Genomic DNA, 19,779 nt, shown 5'->3' on the forward strand with positions numbered 1-19,779 from the left:
CGGTTCCTCTTGGTGAGCTGTGTTACAGCTTCGAGTTGTTAATAACCTGCAGGCTCACTTGCTCGAGCAGGGCGTTCATTTGTACGAACTTGGCGAACCGCTTGTCCTGGGTCTGACCGTGGAAGTAGCGGTAGTAGATTTGTTGAACAATCGCCGCCAGGCGGAACAGGCCATAGGTGTAGTAATAGTCAAAGTTGTCGATGCGGATACCCGCGCGCTCGGCGTAGTAGTCGACAAATTGCTGACGAGTCAGCATGCCGGGCGCGTTGCTGGGCTGTTTGCGAATCAACTGCATCGGCGCCGGGTCCGTCGCTTCAATCCAATAGGCAAGCGTATTGCCCAAATCCATTAGAGGATCACCCAGCGTAGTCATCTCCCAATCCAGAACGCCGATGATCTCCATGGGGTTATCCGGATTGAGGATTACATTATCGAAGCGGTAGTCATTGTGGATGATGCCCGGCTTGTGGTGATCGGCTGGCATCTTGTCCCGCAGCCAAGCCTTAACCGGCTCCCATCCTGGCGCGTCAGCCGTAATCGCTCGCTCGTACCGATCGATCCAGCCATTTATCTGCCGCTGGACGTAACCTTCGGGCTTGCCCAGATCACCTAGGCCACAGGCGTTGTAGTCAACATTGTGCAAGTCGACGAATTTGTCGATGAAGCTCTTGCACAGCGCGGTGGTCTGCTCCGGCGTGAATCCAAGTTCGGCGGGCATGTCCTCACGGAGAATGATGCCCTTGACCCGCTCCATCACGTAAAACTCGGCCCCGATAAGCGTCTCGTCGGTGCAATAGGCGTAGGCCTTCGGACAGTACGGAAAGCCAGCGTTGAGCTGGTTGAGGATTCGGTATTCCCGTCCCATGTCATGTGCGGACTTGGCCTTATGACCAAAGGGAGGACGGCGGAGCACGAATTCCTGCTTCGGGTATTCCAGCAGATAGGTGAGGTTGGACGCCCCCCCTGGAAACTGCGAAATACTCGGCATACCTTCTAGTCCCGGAATGTGGGCTTTCAGGTACTGGTCGATGGCCTCGGTGGGCAGTTCTTCGCCGTCACGTATACGGCTGGTCTGATCAGTAAGCGCCATGCTTGTCCCTTTTCTATTATCGATGCCTTAATGGCCAGCTATCGCAGGCTTCGAGCCACTGCGCCATTGACCATCCGACGATCCTAATCTAATGCCCGCATTGAGCATCACCAAGGGAAGTCGGCCGTTATTGGCCGGGGTGTTGCCGCGTAATCAAGGCGCCTGATGCTTGTAAAATCCTAAAAAAAGCGCATAAAAAAGCCGAAGTCGTGGGACTTCGGCTTTTTACGTCAAGGTAGATCAGGCCGGAAACAGCTCGCTCAGCTTCAGCGCTAGCATCATGTCGCCTTCGGCGCGCAGCTTGCCTGCCATGAAGGCCTGCATGCCGTCGGTTTCACCGCTGATGACGCCCTGCATGGTTTCGCTATCCATGATCAGCGTAACGTTGGCATCAGCCGATTCGCCCTTATGAAAGTCACAGGTACCGTCTTTTACGACCAGGTAGTAGTTTTCGGCATCGGTGATATTGAACTGAAAAACCAGATCCAAGCCGGCCGCAGCGCTGGGGTTGAATTTGGCCTTCATGCCCTGGATGGTTTCGTCGACATTGCTCATCGGATTGACCCTTTATTGTCGTGGGGAAAAACGTGCGGCTATGGGGCCGCGGTCGGCTGGAGCTTATCGATAGGTGACGAGCTCCGGATTCTTCAGCATTTCTAGGTGTGCGTGGCTATTGAATGATGCCAAGGCGACGTCCTGATCACGAAACTTCAGGCGGCTAATTGACGTATTGACGATCTGCCAGTTCAGCTCGAACGCCTTGATAGGGGGTACGCCGACGATCAATTGCAGCAACGCTGTGATCGTACCGCCAGACGTGAACACGGCGATGTGATCTTTTTTGCTTGCCTGTTCGAGCAACCGACTCAATCCAGCCTGAACGCGGTTTACAAAACTCTGCCAGCTTTCAAGCCCCTGCTTTTCGTGATCGCCAGAGACCCATCGCTGAATGACATATTTGAACAGTCGCTGAAACTCCGCACGATGATTGGCTGCATTGCCAAAGACCTGAATGGCACCTGGCTCAACGGCCAAGAGATCGTCCATATGTGCGCGAATCACTTCGTCGGCGCGAAACTCATTGAAGGCAGCGTCAATCTGTATAGCCGGCAGTGGGCTTTCGAGAGGAGGAGTCATTCGCTGGAGCGTTGCGCGCGCGGTGTCCTGTTGTCGATTCAACTCCCCACTTACGCAGCGATCAAAGCGAATACCCATTTGATCCAGATAATCACCTAGGGCTGCCGATTGCTGGAAGCCGACTGGAGACAGCACGTCATAGTTTTCTGCGCCAAACGACGCCTGGCCATGTCTGATCAGGTAGATACTGCCCATGCGTTGCTCCGGCACCCAGTTTTCGCGAGCGTAGGGGCATCGTAGTGGAGTGTCAACGATAAATCATACGTTCGTTTGAATCTGGTTCCGCTGGCTCAGCCGGTAATGGAATCGGTATGCTTGAGCGATTTTCGCCAACTTGGGTTCCTGCTGGCGACCGTGGTTAATTAAGGAGGGTCTGTGGAATTTCTTGCTGACTATGCAAGCTTTCTGGCGAAGACGGTGACGCTGGTAGCCGCTGTCTTGGTAGTGCTGATGGCGCTTGCTTCGCTACGTCGTGGGCGGTCCAAGCAAACGGGTGGCCATCTGGAAGTACACAAGCTCAACGATTTCTACAAATCGATGCGCGAGCGTCTCGAGCAATCAATGATTGAAAAGGATCAGCTGAAACTCCTGCGCAAACAAGAAACGAAGGCAGCCAAGCTGGCCAAGAAAAATCCAGAAGACCGTTCCCGAGTGTTTGTGCTCGATTTCGACGGTGACATCAAGGCATCGGCCGTCGAGAGCCTCCGTCACGAGATCACTGCTCTGTTGACCATGGCCACACCGAAGGATGAAGTCGTTCTACGGCTCGAAAGCGGTGGTGGTATGGTCCACGGTTATGGGCTTGCTGCTTCACAGCTGGTGCGCATCCGCGATGCCGGCGTGCCGCTAACGGTATGTGTCGACAAGGTTGCTGCGAGTGGCGGTTACATGATGGCCTGCATCGGTCAGAAGATCCTCAGCACGCCATTTGCGATTCTCGGTTCCATCGGTGTGGTTGCGCAACTGCCTAATCTGCATCGCCTGCTCAAAAAGCATGACGTCGATGTCGAGGTGCTGACCGCCGGTGAGTACAAGCGCACCCTGACCATCTTCGGTGAAAACACTGAGAAGGGCCGGGAGAAATTTCAAGACGATCTGGAAACCACTCACGAGTTGTTTAAGAACTTTGTCGCGCGGTATCGCCAGCAGCTGAGCATTGATGAGGTCGCTACGGGCGAGGTGTGGCTCGGGATCGCGGCGCTCGGCAAGCAGCTGGTTGATGAATTGCAGACTAGCGATGAATACCTGGCCTCCCGGGCCCGTGAAGCTGATCTGTTCCAGCTGCATTACGCAGAGAAGAAAAGCCTGCCTGAGCGATTCGGCATGGCTGCAAGCACGGTCCTTGAGCACGGTGTGTTGAAGGGTTGGACGCGTCTTAATGAACAACGTTTCTGGCAATAAGGGGTTTACTAATGGCTCGCTTCAAAGCACTGCAAACCAATGAAAACGGTGGTCGTTTCGAAACTTGCCTGATCGAACGGGACACTGACGAGTTGCCAGCAGGCGAAGTACTGATTCGAGTCAGCTACTCGTCGCTCAACTACAAGGATGCCTTATCGGCGAGTGGCAATCGCGGCGTCACTCGCAACTTTCCACACACACCCGGTATCGATGCAGCAGGGACAGTTGCCGAGTCAAGTGTGGCCGACTTTTCCGTAGGTGATGAAGTGATCGTCACCGGTTATGACCTTGGAATGAATACCGCTGGTGGTTTCGGCCAGTATGTTCGGGTGCCGGCAGCGTGGGTCATTAAGCGCCCGGTAGGGCTTTCGCTGCGTGAGGCCATGGCGCTCGGCACGGCTGGCCTGACCGCTGCACTGTGCATAGACAAACTTGAGCAAGCAGGTCTCGAGCCAACTGACGCGCCGATCCTGGTAACGGGCGCGACCGGCGGGGTCGGCAGCATAGCGATAGCCCTGTTGTCCCGCTTGGGATACAAGGTGGCGGCAGTGACGGGCAAGGCCGAGCAAGGCGACTTCCTTCGCAAGCTTGGCGCGACCCAAATCGTTGAGCGTAGCGCGTTACAGGCTGGCGCCGAGAAGCCCCTGCTCAAAGAGCAATGGGCGGGGGCGGTCGATACTGTCGGTGGCGATATTCTGTTCAACGTGGTGAAGTCGCTGCAGCGCGGTGCGAGCGTGGCATGTTGCGGCTTGACCGCGGGAACGAATTTTCAGGCTAACGTACTGCCGTTCATTTTGCGTGGGGTGAATCTACTGGGCGTCGATTCGGTTGAGATCCCTCTGGTCGTCAAAGCTTCGATGTGGGACAAGCTTTCAGTGCAGTGGAAGCTGCCTAATCTAGACGATTTGGTGCAGGAGATTTCGCTGGAACAGTTGCCTGAAGCGATCGAGCGTACCTTGGCTGGTCAGCAAACCGGAAGGATGTTGGTTCGACTCGACTGAGCGTATGGGCAGACGCGGCGCCATTAGCGTTTTGCTTGTTGAGTATAGTAAAAACCGATTTCTCCGCTGTTATCGATTGAGAGAAGCTAACGCTACTTCAACGCAGCAGGAGCCGCTCATGAAAACACTGACAGAGAAAATCAAGGCAGCCTTCGGTAAGAACGCTACGATCGCAATTGAGCGGGTAGAGCACCCGAACTTTTGGATGTACCAGTAACGAAAAAACCCGCCAAATAGGCGGGTTTTTTTACAGCGTATCGTTGGGGCTGCCTTATCTGCGGCGAAACAGCGGAAGAGGTTCGTCTGCGGCGGCCTGGTAAGTGACTGAGAAATCATTCAACCCTTCCAGCGCGTCATAGGGATCGCGATCAGGGCGTACGGCGAAGGCGTCAAAGCCACAACGGCGCATGTAGAACAGCTGATCACGCAGCACATCTCCAATCGCGCGAATTTCGCCTTTGTAACCGTAGCGATCTCGTAGCAGTCGCGCAGTCGAGTAATGACGGCCGTCGGTGAACGCGGGGAAGTTCAGTGCGATGACCTGAAAATGTTCCAGATCATCGGCAATCTCTTCCACGGCCTCGTCGGAGTCCAGCCAGATGCCGAGACCGCCGTCACGAACCTTCAGGGCGTGGGCGTGATCGAGCCATAGCTGGAACGGCACGATCAGATCGTCGCAATTGGACAAGCCATCAAGGGTCACATCCTTGGGCAGCAGGTGCCAGGTCTCGTCGATGACCTGGCCGTCCTTAATGATTCGCTGCATAGACGCGCTCCTTGAAGGGGTCGATACCGATTCGGCGGTAAGTATCGAGAAACTGTTCATCTTCTGTACGCTGCTCCACGTAGACGCCGATGACCTTTTCGATCACGTCGGGCATGACATCCTGGGCAAAGGATGGACCGAGGATCTGGCCGAGGCTCGCATTTCGCCCTGAGCTGCCGCCGAGCGAAACCTGATAGAACTCCGCGCCTTTCTTATCTACGCCAAGAATGCCGATGTGACCCACATGGTGGTGTCCGCATGCGTTCATGCAACCGGAGATGTTCAGGTCGATATCGCCGATGTCGAACAAATAATCCATGTCATCGAAGCGGCGTTGAATGGCTTCGGCGATCGGGATCGATTTGGCATTCGCCAGGGAGCAGAAATCGCCACCTGGGCAGCAGATGATGTCGGTCAGCAAGCCGATGTTTGGCGTGGCGACTCCTAGTTCGCGTAACTCATGCCACAGCTCGAACAGACGTGACTGCTCGACATCGGCCAGGATCATGTTCTGCTCGTGGGAGTTGCGTACTTCGCCAAAGCTGTATCTATCCGCCAGATCGGCAATGGTATCGAGCTGCTTGTCTGTCACGTCACCTGGCGCTACGCCGGTGCTTTTCAGTGACAACGTGACCGCTGCGTAACCGGATTTCTTGTGAGCGACAACGTTGCGCTCACGCCAGCGAGCGAAGCCTGGGTGCTCGGCATCAAGCTGGGCGAGCACAGCGCTCTGGTCTTCGAGAGATTTGTACGCCGGGTCGACGAAGAATTTGCTGACCCGCTCGACCTCGGCTTCGGTCAAAGTATTCGCGCCGTCTTTCAAATACGACCACTCGGCCTCTACACGCTCGGCAAACACTTCCGGAGTTAGGGCCTTGACCAGAATCTTGATGCGCGCCTTGAACTTGTTGTCCCGGCGGCCATAGCGGTTGTACACCCGCAGAATCGCATCGAGATAGGTCAACAGGTGCTGCCATGGCAGGAACTCATTGATAAAGCTGCCCACGATCGGCGTACGGCCAAGACCGCCACCCACGGATACGCGGAAGCCCAGCTCGCCTGCCTCGTTGTTGACCGCTTCGAGCCCGATGTCATGGACCTCGATGGCTGCACGGTCACTCGCAGCGCCGTTCACCGCAATCTTGAACTTGCGTGGCAGGAATGCGAACTCTGGATGGAAGGTCGACCACTGACGAATGATCTCGCACCAGGGGCGGGGGTCGACTAGCTCGTCTTTGGCCACGCCGGCGAACTGGTCGGTGGTGGTATTGCGGATGCAGTTGCCGCTGGTCTGGATGGCGTGCATCTGCACGGTTGCCAGTTCGGCGAGAATGTCAGGGACATCCTCCAGCTCGGGCCAGTTTAGCTGCACGTTGGTACGGGTACTGATGTGGGCATAGCCCTTATCGTACCGACGGGTGATGTCGGCCAGCTTGCGGATCTGAGTAGACGACAACAGCCCATAAGGCACAGCAATGCGCAGCATCGGCGCATAGCGCTGGATGTACAGACCGTTCTGCAGGCGAAGAGGCAACAATTCTGCGTCAGTCAGTTCACCGGCGAGATAGCGGCGAATCTGGTCACGGAACTGACGCACGCGATCCTCGATGATGTGTTGGTCATACTGGTCGTATACGTACATAAATGTCCTGTTTTTTCAGGCTGTCTACAGCTTCTGCGCGCACGGCCGCGCACCCGTTGATGGGAGGCCGGCACGATACCAGCTAGCGTTTATGCGCAAAAGTGATGTTTGGGAATATGTTTAGAACGAAACGCTGCTTTTCAGGCATTTCAATCGCTGGCCTTGAGCGCTCCGTATGCATGGTCTTAACTGCAATCAATGCGATCCTCAACGACAAGGTATACCGCTGTGTCAGAGCATTTGAAACGCCATGATAATGACAGCCGCGCAGATGCCGCCGCGATCTTCTTTCTGATCCTGCTCGCAGTGGCGACAGCAGTGTTCTGGGTTAGCCACCAATAACCTGGCGGCCTCTACATAACCGGGTTAAACGCCGACTAGATAGAGCACCAGCTTGACGATACCCAGAATCACCAGGACGAACGCTACGGTGAAGCCGACGCCGAGCAGAATGAAATGGCTGGGTTTACCGTGGCTGAAATCCCGCACTCGATTCTTCCCGCTCTGCACGCCCAAAGCGCCGGCCAGCATGCTTTGAAGCATCTGCCGTAGCGTGAGCGATTTGGGTTGCCTATCGTCGTCCATTAAGTGTCTCCGTGAGGCTGAGTGCCTGAAGTCTAGTCAGCAATCCTGCTTCTGGAGAGATCAATCCGATGGTTAGCGACATCAACGGGTCGTCACGCTTGTCGTTGCTTGATCTTGCCTAAGTCGGCGCGTAAGGTTCGCGCCTCGGCCGCCTAGCGGTTGAACAATTGAAGTGCGTGGTGCCCGGATCATGGTCCGGGTTAAATGGGAAATCAGTGCAAGCTGATGCTGCCCCCGCAACGGTAGAGTCGATCCGACTGAGCCCGATACCAGCCCGTACTTCCCAGGAACTGTCGCGGTGGGCGACGTCCTCAGTTTTGTCGCTGTGCCGGTTTGGCTAGGCGCCTTATCTGTTGCCCACTGCACCCGGATGGAGTGGGCATGTCTTTCGCCTTTCGCTGCGTGGCACTAGCGCTTCTGTTACTGACGCAAGTGGCACCGGTCAGTGCCAGTCAGATCAACGCGATCATTTCCCAATACAGCGCTGCCGAGTTCGCTTCAGCTGCCGCTTTGCTAAAGCAGCGATTCCCTGAGCGTACCGTTAGTGCCCGTACTCCGGAGCAGCTGGCAGAGCTGGACGACGCCGCGATCGCCCAATGGCTTGCCAGTGGAAGGCGTTTGCTCGTGGTGGGTGTATTCGGGGCGGAAGTCGAGCGTTTGCGACCGTTGATCGAGCGACACAGCATGGGCGAGCGTTTCATCATGCATAGCGATCAGGCGTTGGTGGCGATGAGTCGCACCAATGACCGCATGGTGTTTGCCAACCGTGATCAGGCGGTAAGCCTGGGGGCTGAAAAACCCGCTGGTGATCTGGATGCGTGGGTGCAGTCGCTAGCGGCCGCCAACCCGATTCAAGCCCAATGGATCGAAGCGCGCAGTTATTGGCTGGCCGGTGGTAGCGATAATATTGCGCGGTTGCTGGTGTGGCTGACGGACCGCGACAACCCAGGTGGCACTGCCGAGCCTGCACAGGCTCGGCCGGCGATGCGCCTCTATCAGGACGGCGCGGTAAGGGAAGCTCAGGATCTCGCCTGGCGCGGCGAGCGAATGGTTGCGGTGATTGACCATGGCCGTGCTGATCGACGCGGAGATGCCGACCTCAACGATGCATTGTGTCAGACCCTGCAGCAACGCGACATCGCGTGCGTCAGCCTCTTTGCCAACTGGGGTGAGGGCACGCTGCAGGCGTTACATTGGCTAAACGACGCTGCGCACCCACCGCTGGCAGCGGTGGTTGTGCTGCAGGATTTCGTCCTCGGCGGCGGTGAGGGGCGCGAGGAGGCAACCGAACTCCTCAAACAGCTCAATGTGCCTGTATTCAAGGCGCTGCGTCTGGACGACCGCGACGAGAACGCGTGGCAGCTTTCCAGCGATGGGCTCGGTCGTGACAAGGTGCATTACCGGCTGGCGATGCCCGAATTGCAGGGTACCGGTCAACCGATGGTGCTCGCGGCTTGGGAGTCGTCCCAGATCGACCCAAATTCGGGGATTCGCTTTGGCTTCAGTCAACCGTTACCTTCTCGTGTCGAGGCCATGGCGGCTCGCCTGGGCCGTTGGCAGCAGCTGCAGACGAAGGCGAATGCGGACAAGCGCTTGGCGATCGTCTACTACAACCACCCACCGGGGCGGCACAACATCGGCGCGGATAACCTCGATGTACCGCAATCGCTGTTTGCCATCCTTCAGCGTTTGAAAACTGAAGGCTACGACACTGGAATGCTGCCAGGCTCGCCCGAGCAGCTGCTGGAGCTGCTGCAAGAGCAGGGCGTCAACCTGCCGGAACAGGGCGATGCGCTGGCTGCGATGGCACGCAAGGCCGTTACGGTCGATACCGATGATTACCGTCGCTGGTTTCATTCGCTGCCGTCGGCATTGCAGGCGGAGATGGTCCTAGGCCCGCTGGGATATTGGAATGCGCAAATGCGCCGCGCGTTACAAGCCTCACAGCTGGACATCGCCAGATTGACTCTGAAAAACGGTTCCAGCGAGCTGCACCATGTGCTCGACGGTGTCGACCATCCGGCACGCGAGCGCGCGTTGGATCTGTTAGCCCAGCTCGAAACCTTTTATGAGCAGGCGCTGAGCCAGCCCGGGCTGGCTGATTGGGGCCAGGCTGACAGCCTCATTCAGGCGCTGGCAGAGACGGGCATTGAGGGGTTGCGCGGGTGGGGAGAGGCGCCGGGTCAGGTCATGGTGCATGACGGCCAGATGGTGCTGCCGGGGGTGCAGTTTGGCAACATCTTCATCGGGCCGCAGCCCCCCAGGGGCTGGGAAGTCGACGAGGAACTGCTCCATGCCAACCTGGTGTTCCCGCCACCCCATCAGTACCTGGCCCTGTATCACTGGTTGCGTGACGAGTTCAGGGCTGATGCGCTGATCCACCTGGGTCGTCACTCCACCTATGAGTTTCTGCCGCGTCGTCGAGCAGGGCTCAGTGCCGAAGACTACCCGACGCAGATCGTCGGTGACCTGCCGAGCATCTATCCCTACATCGTCGATGGGGTTGGCGAAGGGATTCAGGCCAAGCGTCGTGGGCTGGCCGTCATGATCGATCACCTGACTCCGCCGCTGGTGGCTACGCCGCTTTATGACGATCTGCTCAAGTTGCGCCAATTGATCGAGAGCTTCGAGACGGGCACTGGCAGCAGCGAAGGGCCGGCGCGGCGCGCCACCATTGCAGAGATCAAGCGGTTGGTGACTCGTTCCGGGCTGGAACCCGAGCTTCGTGAGTCCATGGCCGAGCCGCTGGCAGCGCGCGGTATCGATTTCGAACAGGTGGATGATGACTTGCTGGTGCACGAGGTCGGGCATTACCTGACGAATATTCAGGAGCGCTTCATGCCGCTTGGCCTGCATGTGTTCGGCCAGCCCTGGGCGCCGGAAGCCGTGGACACCTTGCTGGCGTCCATGAATACCGAAGAGTCGCGTTACCGGCAGGCACTGATTGATTCACCGGATGCGGAAATGCAGGCGCTGGTCGACGCGCTCAACGGCCGATTCGTCGAGCCAGGCAAAGGCAACGATCCGATCCGTACGCCGGAGGCGTTACCGACCGGGCGCAATTTCCATGCGCTCGACAGTAGCCTGATCCCGAGTCGCATCGGCTGGAGTATCGGCAGCGAGCTGGCCGACCGTGCGCGACAGCGGCCAATGGAGCAGGGCGGACGCGAGGCCGTCATTCTCTGGGCATCCGATACCGTCCGTGATGAAGGCGCCATGATCGCCTTCGGACTGGACCTGCTTGGCGTAGAACCTGTGTGGAACAGCCGGGGCATCGTCGAAGGCATCAAGCGAATACCTGCTTCAGCCGGGCGCGAGCGACGCGACCTGATGTTCACCACCTCCGGTTTGTTTCGCGATCTCTATGCCGATCAGCTTGCACTGCTCGAACGCGGAGTACTGCTAGCGCTGGACGGCGCCAGCGAAACCATTCGCCGTGACTACCCTGCCCTGCGTACGTCGTTGGATGCGGCACTGCAACCGCTCGGTGCGCTCGCAAGTGGCGGCGATGAAAGTCTGGCGTTGAATCTGGTGGCGGCTAATTGGGTGCGGGACGCCGCGCAGCGACTCGACTCAGGCGCTGAGCCTGAGCAAGCCGGTAGCCTCGCCGCGTTGCGGCTCTTCGGTGTCGCACCGGGCGCTTACGGTGCTGGGGTCAATACGCTTGTCGAGCGTTCCGGAAGCTGGCAGGACCGCGGTGAGCTTGCACGTAGCTACGTCAATCGCATGGGGCATGCGTATGGCATGAACCACCAGGGCGAGCCCGTGCAGGCGGTCTTCGAAGACAGCCTGAAACACGTCACCCGCACCTATCTCGGCCGTTCGAGCAATCTGTATGGGCTGATGGACAACAACGATGCGTTTGACTACCTCGGCGGGTTGAGCATGGCCGTGGAGCACCTGAGCGGAAAAGCGCCGGAGAATTTCGTCAGCTGGCACAACGATCCGCGGAAGGTTCGTCTTGAGCCACTGCAGCAGGCGCTGTTGGCTGAATTGCGCGGGCGATTCCTGAATCCGGCCTGGATCAAGGCGTTGATGCAGCATGACTACGCCGGCGCGCGGACCATGGGCAGCGAGTTCCTGGAGTACCTCTGGGGCTGGCAGGTCACCAATCCGGACATCATCAAGGACAGCGCCTGGGAAGAGGTGAAGGCGGTGTATCTGGATGACAAGCACGCGCTTGGAGTCGACGCCTTTCTCGAGAAAGGCGCCAACGTCCATGTCAAAAGCAACATGCTCGCAATCATGCTGGTGGCGATTCAGAAGGGCTTTTGGAAGGCCGACGAGGCGACCCAGTACGCGCTGGCCGAGCAGTTCGCAGCCCTGGTTGCTGAGCACGGCTTGCCGGGAAGTGGGCATACCCGGCCGGATCATCCGATGTTCGAGTGGCTGATGCCGAAGCTATCCGACCCATTGCGCGACGCACTGCAGGCTCGGCTCGATTCGGCACTGCGCGCGGCGCCGCAAACGAACCCACCGAGCAGTATCAGCGAGATTCAGCCGGAGGCGACGGACATGCCACAAGCCGCGCCAGATCAAACTGAAACACAAGGTGATCAAAGCGCTAGCCGATACCTTTGGCTGGCTGCACTGATCGTTCTGCTGCTATTAGGGCTTGGCATCTGGCGTGGTCGTGGGCCTCGGCCGAGGGGAGTTGCGTAGCGTGTTCGACAATCAATTGTTCAGTTGGCTGCATCTGCTGGTGGGCTGGCTGTTGCAGCCTGTGACCTGGGGCCTGTTCGGGCTTTTGGCGTTGGCCATTTGCGATGCCGGTGTCGCAATGGGTGAGCGCCTGGGTGGGCTGAGGCGCTGGCGCCAGCTGCCCGCTGCGGAGATCGAGCGGCGCGCGCGTCGAAGGCTTGATCGAGCCGATCTAGTGGCGCGGATTGGCCCCATGCTCGGACTGATGGGAACGCTGATCCCGCTGGGCCCCGGCTTGGCGGCCCTGGGAGATGGCAACGTGCAGATCCTCAGCGTGGCTATGCGCGTAGCCTTCGACACGACGGTGCTTGGTTTGCTGATCGGCGTACTCGGTTTCGCACTGGGCCGCTTGCGCCGGCGTTGGTACGACGAACTACTGGACGAACTCGAAGCCCGGTCGATTAAGGAGCGCGACGATGAGCCGGCGCTGGCGCTCTAGTCGGTTCGCCTCTGGCGACGACGATCCGCTGGGGCCACTGGCAAATATGGTCGATGTCGTGCTGGTATTCGCCTGTGGGCTGATCGCTGCGCTTGTCGCACAGACGGACCTGCTCCAACAGTTGAATGCTGCGAAACAGCCGGTTGCCGTCGAACGCGGGCGGGAGCTTCCAAAGCTACCTGACAGTGTTGAAGGTGACAGCGGGCAAGGGCTTGAGAGCGTTGGCCAGGTTTACCGTGATCCGGCCACCGGCAAGCTGATCCTGATCGGCGATTGATGCAGGTTGCAGACTCTTCATCTGCAGGCCTGCTGTCGGTCATCCCTTGAACCAATCCCACAGCCCCAGCGAATAGTTCGGCAGCAGATTGATTCCGAGTGCCGACTTGACCAGATAGAGCGCGACCAGGCCGATCAGTACCGAGAAGAACAGGAACGCAGTGATTGCTCCGGCTTTGGCCGCCAGCGACAGGCTCCGTTGAGCTCGGCTCAGGCTGCGTTTGTTTCGCCCGCCAACCAACACGAAATAGTACTGGTTGCTCCACAGGCTGAAGGTACCGCGCAGATCGAGCTTGTGCCTGGCCCACGAGCGGGTGGCGAAGGCATTGCGTAAAGCATCTAGCTGCTGCGGTGTGAACGTCTCGCGCAGCTCTTCAGGAAGCCGTTGCTTGAGTCCAACCACGAACGGGTCCTGGTCGAGCGTGACGGTGTCCTGGGTGCAGGCGTAGCGTTCAGATGCTTCATCGGGTTTGGATTCTGGAGCGAGCATAGCGTCAGGTTGCCGTCGGGAAGCGAGAGAGACGATCGCTTATGCAACTACCTGGCCGAAACGCTCTGTTGCGCTGATATTTGCTGCAACTGCTCGACCAGTTGGTCGAAATCGGGGCGGTGGCTGGGGTTTTCCTGCATGCACTGACGCTGCAGGGTGGCAAGGGTTGTCAGGCGCTCGTCCTGACCGTATGCATCGCAGCGGTCCAGTAACTCCTCGAGCAAACAGCCGAACGCACGCGCTTCAATACGCCGTAGCGCCTGACCCGCAGTGGTCTCCGGATCGAAGAACGAGGCTGCACCGAAATCGCTGAGCAGTGTTTGGCCGCGCGAATCGACCAGCAGGTTATGTGCGTAGAGGTCGCCATGCAGGATGCCGCGCGTGTGGAGGTGGCTGGTTGCAGAAGCTGCACCTGTCGCGATCCGCAGCAGCTGTTCGGCGGAGAACCGCTGCCCGGGTGCGTAACAGTCACGGGTACAACTGGCTAGTGATGGCGGATCGGCGAGCACACGGTAAGAAGGATCGATGAGCTCCATCAGCAAGCCCGGTAGCGCATCGGTGTGCTCGGCCAGTGGTCCAGCAATGCCGATCAGGTTGGGATGTTCGCCAGCGGCGATACAGGCCGCCATCTCGCTGTGAGGCAGCCCATCGCTGGTCAGGCTGCCTTTGAACAGTTTGGCTGCCATGGCACGGCTCGGCTGGCCGGACGCTTGCCAGTCAGCACGATGAACGACGCCGGATGCGCCCTGGCCAAGCACGTCGCCGAACATGATCTGCCTGCGGTCGACCGGTGGCAGCGGATGCTGCGCCAAGGTCTGCGATTCCAGCGCATCGCTGAACGGGTTGCCGGCGAACGCCAGCCAGCTGAGGCGCGGCATCGACAACAGCCACTGCGGCAATGCTGGCAAGTGATTGGCGGCAATGCGCAGCAACTCTAACTGGCGGCAGCGAGCAAGCGATTCGGGCAATGCGGCTAGCTGGTTGCCGGCGAGCATCAGCTTCTGCAGGCGGTCGCAGCGTCCAATTTCGTCAGGCACCGCTTCGAGCTGGTTGTCGGTCAGGATCAGCCAGCGCAGCCTGGGCGGCAGCGCTTCGGCGGGCACGTGGCGGATGCGATTGGCTTTGAACCCAACCATCTCCAGCCTAGCGCAGTGGCCGATCGAGGCGGACAGCTCGGTGAACGGGTTGTCCGAGCAGAATAGGATGCGCAGCTTGTGCAGGCGCGACAAATCGTCAGGCAAACTGCTGAGCTGGTTCCCTGAAAGGTTGAGAATTTCCAGGCTATCAGCCAGGTCGAATATGGCTCGAGGGAAAGTCTCGAGCTGTTCTGACAGGTCCAGGCGGGTTGTTCCGGCGAGGTCGCCGCGTTCAAGTTGTGCCAAGGTGTGCATGCGTGCTCTCGCATTCGGTCGGAGCCGGGAATTGGGTCAATGCGCTAGGACACTGCGCGCTGTAACCCGTTCAATTACCGTCTAGCACGGGCGATTCAGCCGGACGCTGGCGTGCACGGATCACGCGCTCCGCACGGGCGCGCAGTTGTCCGCAGCCGCCATCGATGTCCTGTCCCGCCGAGTTGCGCACCTTCGTCAGCACCCCGTTTTCATGCAGATAGCGCATGATCTGATGGATGCGATCCGCCTCTGGCCGCTGAAACTCGTCGTCATCGAGGCTGTTGTAGGGGATGACGTTCATGATCGCGAACTTGCCGCGCAGCAAGCGGATGATCCCGTCCATCTCGTCCTGGCTGTCATTGATGCCTTTGAGCAGCGTCCACTGATATTGAATCGGATAGTCGACGAGGCGGGCATAGGCTTCGCCCAGCTCGACAAGCTCGGCGGGATCGAACTGAGGCGCCCGCGGCAGCAACTCGCGGCGCAATGCGGCGTCGGTGCTGTGTAAAGACAGGGCCAGAGCGGGTTTCACTTTCTGCTGTGGCAAGCGCTCAAATACGCGCCGGTCGCCAACCGTGGAAAACACCAGGTTCTTGTGCCCGATGCCTCCATCGGTGCCCAGCAAGTCGATGGCGTCGAGCACGTTGTCCAGGTTGTGAGCAGGCTCGCCCATGCCCATGAAGACGACTTTCTTGACCGGGCGGAAACGTCGCGCGAGGGCGACCTGAGCGACGATCTCGGCGCTGCCCAATTGGCGCAACAAGCCACTCTTGCCAGTCATGCAAAAGACGCAGCCCACGGCGCACCCGACCTGACTCGATACGCAGAGACCGGCTCTGGGCAGCAGCACGCTTTCGACCATCTGACCGTCAGCCAGCGCCACCAGCAACCGTGCCGAACCATCCGAGCCCGGATGCTCAGAACTCAGGCGGGCCAGCCCTTCGATTGACTGGCTCACCTCATGCAGGCCGTTGCGTACGGACAACGGGAGGAAGTCTTCCGTCCGCTGGTGGCGCGTGCCGGTGTCCAGCGGTGTGCCATTCAGCCAGGCACGGGTCACCCGGCCAATGTGGATGGGCTTGGCGCCGATCGAGGCGAGCTGCTGGTGTATGTCTTGGATACGCATAGGTCGCGCATTCTAGCCAAACGTCATTGTCCGGTCTGTAGCCCTTTACGCGGTGCTGATGCCAGACCTCATGCATCGCAGAGCGGTTAGTCTCTGAACCGATGGCTCCCAAGCGCTAGCATGATCAATAGCGCCGCAAGCAGGGCGAAGGCCAGCGTCAGCGATGCGTAGTGAGCAATCACACCGATCAGCGCCGGGCCTGCGAGCACCCCTGCAAACCCGATGGTGGTCGCTGCAGTAATGGCTTGATGGACAGGCATGGCGTTCTGTCGGCTCAACGACGAAATCAATACCGGCGAGACGTTGGCGCAGCCAAGCCCGCAGAGCGCATAACCGAGCAGGGCAAGCCCCCAATGCTCGGTGAGAATGGTCAAGCCAATGCCGAAAGCAGCCAGCAATCCACCCAGGCCGATCACTCTGGCGGTGCCCAGGCTGTTGATCACCGGCGCGCCGGCGAAACGTCCAACTGTCACCATCAGGGCGAAGCTGGCGTATCCCAGTCCTCCTTTGGCGGTTTCCAGTGCCTTCTGCTCAGTCAGATAAAGCGCGCTCCAATCCAACACTGCGCCTTCGGCCAGATAGACGACGAAGGTCATGGCGCCGACCAACAGCACCGCGCCTGTCGGTCGAATGAAGGCGACTCCGCCGGCTGGCGCCTTGTCCCGGAGATAACCAGGGCTCACTGCGAGATTGGCGAGGGCGATGACTGCGATCATTAGCAGGGTGCCGGTGGCAGGGGCGAGGCCAAGCGTCAACGCGCCGGTAAGTGAAAGTGCGCCGCTGATCGAACCTAAGCTGAACATGCCGTGAAAGTTCGACATGTGACGCTTGCCCGTGTCTCGCTCGATCACTACGCCCTGGATGTTGAGCACTACGTCGATCACGCCAAGGCTGCCGCCGAAACAGAAAAGCGCGAGGGCCAGCACTGCGAGCGATTGGCTGAAGGCCATGCCCAACAGGGCGAACAGCAGCAGGACGACACTGCAGAGCACCACCGGACGGATGCCGCGTCGTGTTACGAGCAGTCCGGACAGTGGCATCCAGGTCAGCGAACCGACACCGATACACAGCAGCAACGTACCGAACACTGCGTCGCTCATCTCGATGCGTTCGCGCACGTACGGCACCAGCGGTGCCCAGATCGACAGACCGAATCCGGCCATGAAAAAGCCGATGCGTGTCGCGCGGCGCGCGATAGGTGAGGTTGCATTAACGGGCGTAGTAGCCGCAGGCATCTCAGGTGTCCTTGCTCTAACGGGGGGCCGCGTTCATGCGTCGCGTGACGGGCTGCGGCGCGCATTGTGTCAAAGAACTGCGACGGCAGCCTTACCTTGGGCCGCAGTGCAGCTAGTGCTAGTTGGAACTGCCCGCTCAAACCATCGAGCGGGCCGGACGCTCATGGTAATCTTCGCCTTTGCCAACATGCGGCCCCGGAGCGGTACATGAAGTTCATTCACCAGCGCGAACACCTCAATGAAGACGATTTCGTGATTATTGAATGCTCGCAGCCTTGCAACATCCGCCTGATGAACGACAAGAATTTTCGTAGTTTCAAGAATGGCGGGCGACACATCTATCACGGCGGTGCGTTCGACAATTTCCCGGCACGGATCAAAGTGCCCAACACCGGCTTCTGGAACATCACCATCGATACGGTGACGCGCAGGGCCGTCAGCGTCACGCGCAAGCCGGCCTTGACCCACTCGATCAAGATCGTTCGCAACTCGCCCTCCGAGCTCCGCTGAAAGCCTCCTAGTCTCCCTTTATTGCGCTGAGCGCTCCGTTGCGACTCGATTGATGGCCATCCATCGATCGGGCCCGTGCCGGTGTTCCGGAAGCTTGCTTCTTTCGATGCGCCAGATTATCTTCACGTGAAGATTCTTGTTCTGGAACTATCTATGTCAGAGAGGCAACGCAGCGACCATGTGGATCGCGTGCTCGCGCAATGGCGCGCAGTACAACCCGGCGCAGATGTATCGCCCATGGCGATATTCACCCGCCTGTACCGCCTTTCCAAATACCTCAATCGCAGCGTGGCCTCGGTGTTCCGCCGACATGGATTGCACGATGGCGAGTTCGACCTGCTCGCCACCCTCTACCGCAGCGGCCAGCCGCAGGGGCTTACGCCCAACGCGTTACGTCACGCTGCGGTACTCAGCTCAGGGGCAATGACAAATCGGCTAGACCGCCTGGAAGCTGCCGGGTTGATTCAGCGAGTACCGAATCCGGAAGACCGCCGCAGCTTGTTGATTCGTCTGAGCGATGAAGGGCAGAAGGTACTGCTTGGGTGCCTTGATGAATATCTCGCCACCCTGCACGGGATGCAGGCGCCGCTGGATGTCCAGCAAAAACAGGCACTGGCGGCCGGGTTGCGCACGCTGCTGTTAGCGCTGGAGGAGGGGCACAATGACTGAGACCAGGCGGAGAGTCACGCTCGCGCATCTTGGCATGTTGCTCTGGGCGCTTTTTGTCGGGTTGTCCTTTCCGGCAGTGGGGCTCATGACCGAAGGTTTGCCGCCTCTGTTACTAACGGCGATTCGCTTCATGATTGCCGCCTTGGCGCTGTTCCCATTGTTATGGCGACAGCCCGAGCGATGGCCGAGTCCGCGTGGGCTGCTGCTCTACGCGTTGATGGGGCTGAGCCTGGCTGGGTTCTTCGGCACCATGTTCTGGGCGGCTCATCGAATCAGTGCTTTGTCGATGGCGACGTTATTTGTCAGCGTGCCGCTGCTTGCCTATTGCATCGGGCGCGGGCTCGGCGTGGAGCGACCAGCCGGACGATTGCTGGCGATCCTTGCGTTGGGCGCCGTTGGCGCATTGGGTCTGGCCTGGGCCGAGAACGGCGGTCACTTTTCGGGATTGCAGCTGGGTTTCGGCGAGCTGGCGTTCTTCTTCGGCTGTGTGGCGTCAGCACTGTATCCAGTGCTGAGCAAATGGGGATTGCACCGCGGCTGGCTGGCGCCGCAGGCCGTGCTGCGGACCTTTTGGAGCCTGCTGATGGGCGCATTGCTGATCGGCGCCTTGGGCTTGATCTGGGAGCGACCCAGCGCGCTCGCGTATATGACGACCGAAGACGTCGCGCTAGTGGCGTACCTTGGTGTCTTTTCCAGTGGCATGACTTTCTTTCTGCAGCAGCGCGCGACCGCTGTCCTGACGCCGGGTGCGGTAACCGCCTATAGCTATCTGGTGCCCTTCGTATCGATGGTGCTGCTGTTTGTAGAGCAGCCGCAACGAATGGGTTGGCAGTGGCTACCGGGCAGCTTGTTGGTCATTCTCGCTATCGGACTACTGCTCAGGCGAGGTACGACATCTGACTGACGAGCATCATTTTCGACTCATTCCTTGGCTATTCCCGAGGCAGTAGACGGTTCGCGGTTCACTCGTCGTCAGCGCTTGCGCTTACCGCGCCAAGACAGCGAAGGCGGCTCTCCGGTGAGCTCCCGACCGTCCAATACTGCTCATCTTCGCAATACACTGCTTCCATCACACTGTTATAGCTGAACGACCATTGGCGCCGCTCACGGCCGTCGACCGACTCTATTTGAACAACGATTTCATCACTGGCGAAGGGCTCACTTGCGACTGCGGCCGCGTCGGCACGGTCCAGTAGCGCATCGTTAAGGGTGAATTGCCAGGCGTGCAGACCGTCGACTTCGAGCATGTCGGCGGTTTCCAATTCATTGAGCAGGTAACGGGGTTCGGTAGACATTGCGCGCTTCGCATGGGGTTGTTGA

General features: G+C 59.1%; 19 protein-coding genes and 1 riboswitch. Of the genes, 8 read left to right on the forward strand and 11 right to left on the reverse strand.

What is annotated here, in order from left to right; all coding sequences use genetic code 11:
* Positions 1–22: 22 nt before the first annotated feature.
* The 3 genes from C1896_10390 to C1896_10400 all read right to left on the reverse strand — a co-directional run bounded on the left by C1896_10390 (position 23) and on the right by C1896_10400 (position 2,422).
* Positions 23–1,090 (reverse strand): phosphotransferase family protein, encoded by a 1,068-nt coding sequence (locus C1896_10390; GenBank protein ID AZZ45274.1) that lies wholly within the window; start codon positions 1,088–1,090, stop codon positions 23–25.
* 240 nt (positions 1,091–1,330) lie between these two features.
* Positions 1,331–1,645 carry an SCP-2 family sterol carrier protein gene (locus C1896_10395; GenBank protein ID AZZ45275.1) on the reverse strand — a complete coding sequence of 105 codons (315 nt, stop codon included), beginning with the start codon at positions 1,643–1,645 and terminating at the stop codon, positions 1,331–1,333.
* Positions 1,646–1,708: 63 nt separating this feature from the next.
* On the reverse strand, positions 1,709–2,422 hold the full coding sequence (locus C1896_10400; GenBank protein ID AZZ45276.1) for a histidine phosphatase family protein: 714 nt from the start codon (positions 2,420–2,422) through the stop codon (positions 1,709–1,711).
* Between the two features lie 180 nt (positions 2,423–2,602).
* Here C1896_10400 and C1896_10405 point away from each other — a divergent pair, with 180 nt between their 5' ends.
* Together C1896_10405 and C1896_10410 are read left to right on the forward strand one after the other, a co-directional pair.
* On the forward strand, positions 2,603–3,628 hold the full coding sequence (locus C1896_10405) for a protease SohB (GenBank protein AZZ45277.1): 1,026 nt from the start codon (positions 2,603–2,605) through the stop codon (positions 3,626–3,628).
* 11 nt (positions 3,629–3,639) lie between these two features.
* A complete protein-coding gene (locus C1896_10410) occupies positions 3,640–4,629 on the forward strand; it encodes an oxidoreductase (GenBank protein ID AZZ45278.1) in 990 nt (329 codons plus the stop codon).
* A 271-nt stretch (positions 4,630–4,900) separates the two neighbouring features.
* Here the strand turns inward: C1896_10410 and C1896_10415 are convergent, their stop codons facing one another.
* The 3 genes from C1896_10415 to C1896_10425 all read right to left on the reverse strand — a co-directional run bounded on the left by C1896_10415 (position 4,901) and on the right by C1896_10425 (position 7,622).
* Positions 4,901–5,395, reverse strand: a complete 495-nt coding sequence (locus C1896_10415) for a DUF934 domain-containing protein (GenBank protein ID AZZ45279.1) — start codon at positions 5,393–5,395, stop codon at positions 4,901–4,903.
* A complete protein-coding gene (locus tag C1896_10420; GenBank protein AZZ45280.1) occupies positions 5,379–7,037 on the reverse strand; it encodes a sulfite reductase in 1,659 nt (552 codons plus the stop codon). Before C1896_10420 ends, C1896_10415 begins: the two co-directional genes overlap by 17 nt.
* Positions 7,038–7,403: 366 nt before the next feature.
* Positions 7,404–7,622 (reverse strand): DUF2970 domain-containing protein, encoded by a 219-nt coding sequence (locus C1896_10425; protein AZZ45281.1) that lies wholly within the window; start codon positions 7,620–7,622, stop codon positions 7,404–7,406.
* 160 nt (positions 7,623–7,782) lie between these two features.
* Positions 7,783–7,915: riboswitch (cobalamin riboswitch) on the forward strand.
* 88 nt (positions 7,916–8,003) lie between these two features.
* Between C1896_10425 and C1896_10430 the strand changes: the two genes are divergently transcribed.
* The 3 genes from C1896_10430 to C1896_10440 are packed head-to-tail and all read left to right on the forward strand — an operon-like array spanning position 8,004 to position 13,039.
* Positions 8,004–12,284 (forward strand): cobalamin biosynthesis protein CobN, encoded by a 4,281-nt coding sequence (locus tag C1896_10430; protein ID AZZ45282.1) that lies wholly within the window; start codon positions 8,004–8,006, stop codon positions 12,282–12,284.
* 1 nt (position 12,285) lies between these two features.
* Positions 12,286–12,762 (forward strand): flagellar motor protein MotA, encoded by a 477-nt coding sequence (locus C1896_10435; protein AZZ45283.1) that lies wholly within the window; start codon positions 12,286–12,288, stop codon positions 12,760–12,762.
* Positions 12,740–13,039, forward strand: coding sequence for a DUF2149 domain-containing protein (locus tag C1896_10440; protein ID AZZ45284.1), 300 nt, complete (start codon positions 12,740–12,742; stop codon positions 13,037–13,039). Before C1896_10435 ends, C1896_10440 begins: the two co-directional genes overlap by 23 nt.
* A gap of 39 nt (positions 13,040–13,078) precedes the next feature.
* On the opposite strand, the gene C1896_10445 is transcribed toward C1896_10440, so the two are convergent.
* The 4 genes from C1896_10445 to C1896_10460 all read right to left on the reverse strand — a co-directional run bounded on the left by C1896_10445 (position 13,079) and on the right by C1896_10460 (position 17,280).
* Complete coding sequence (locus C1896_10445; protein AZZ45285.1) at positions 13,079–13,528, reverse strand: 3-phosphoshikimate 1-carboxyvinyltransferase; 450 nt, start codon at positions 13,526–13,528, stop codon at positions 13,079–13,081.
* Positions 13,529–13,575: 47 nt separating this feature from the next.
* A complete protein-coding gene (locus C1896_10450) occupies positions 13,576–14,919 on the reverse strand; it encodes a protein kinase (protein AZZ45286.1) in 1,344 nt (447 codons plus the stop codon).
* Between the two features lie 70 nt (positions 14,920–14,989).
* Positions 14,990–16,045 carry an rRNA methyltransferase gene (locus C1896_10455; GenBank protein AZZ45287.1) on the reverse strand — a complete coding sequence of 352 codons (1,056 nt, stop codon included), beginning with the start codon at positions 16,043–16,045 and terminating at the stop codon, positions 14,990–14,992.
* An 86-nt stretch (positions 16,046–16,131) separates the two neighbouring features.
* Positions 16,132–17,280 carry an MFS transporter gene (locus tag C1896_10460; GenBank protein ID AZZ45288.1) on the reverse strand — a complete coding sequence of 383 codons (1,149 nt, stop codon included), beginning with the start codon at positions 17,278–17,280 and terminating at the stop codon, positions 16,132–16,134.
* Between the two features lie 207 nt (positions 17,281–17,487).
* Here C1896_10460 and C1896_10465 point away from each other — a divergent pair, with 207 nt between their 5' ends.
* The 3 genes from C1896_10465 to C1896_10475 all read left to right on the forward strand — a co-directional run bounded on the left by C1896_10465 (position 17,488) and on the right by C1896_10475 (position 19,363).
* Positions 17,488–17,790 carry a DUF1883 domain-containing protein gene (locus C1896_10465; GenBank protein AZZ45289.1) on the forward strand — a complete coding sequence of 101 codons (303 nt, stop codon included), beginning with the start codon at positions 17,488–17,490 and terminating at the stop codon, positions 17,788–17,790.
* Positions 17,791–17,943: 153 nt separating this feature from the next.
* Positions 17,944–18,459, forward strand: coding sequence for a MarR family transcriptional regulator (locus tag C1896_10470; protein AZZ45290.1), 516 nt, complete (start codon positions 17,944–17,946; stop codon positions 18,457–18,459).
* Complete coding sequence (locus C1896_10475) at positions 18,452–19,363, forward strand: EamA family transporter (GenBank protein ID AZZ45291.1); 912 nt, start codon at positions 18,452–18,454, stop codon at positions 19,361–19,363. Before C1896_10470 ends, C1896_10475 begins: the two co-directional genes overlap by 8 nt.
* 58 nt (positions 19,364–19,421) lie before the next feature.
* Here the strand turns inward: C1896_10475 and C1896_10480 are convergent, their stop codons facing one another.
* Positions 19,422–19,754, reverse strand: coding sequence for a hypothetical protein (locus tag C1896_10480; GenBank protein AZZ45292.1), 333 nt, complete (start codon positions 19,752–19,754; stop codon positions 19,422–19,424).
* Positions 19,755–19,779 lie beyond the last annotated feature (25 nt).

It is taken from the genome of Pseudomonadaceae bacterium SI-3, assembly GCA_004010935.1.
Taxonomy (GTDB): domain Bacteria; phylum Pseudomonadota; class Gammaproteobacteria; order Pseudomonadales; family Pseudomonadaceae; genus Stutzerimonas.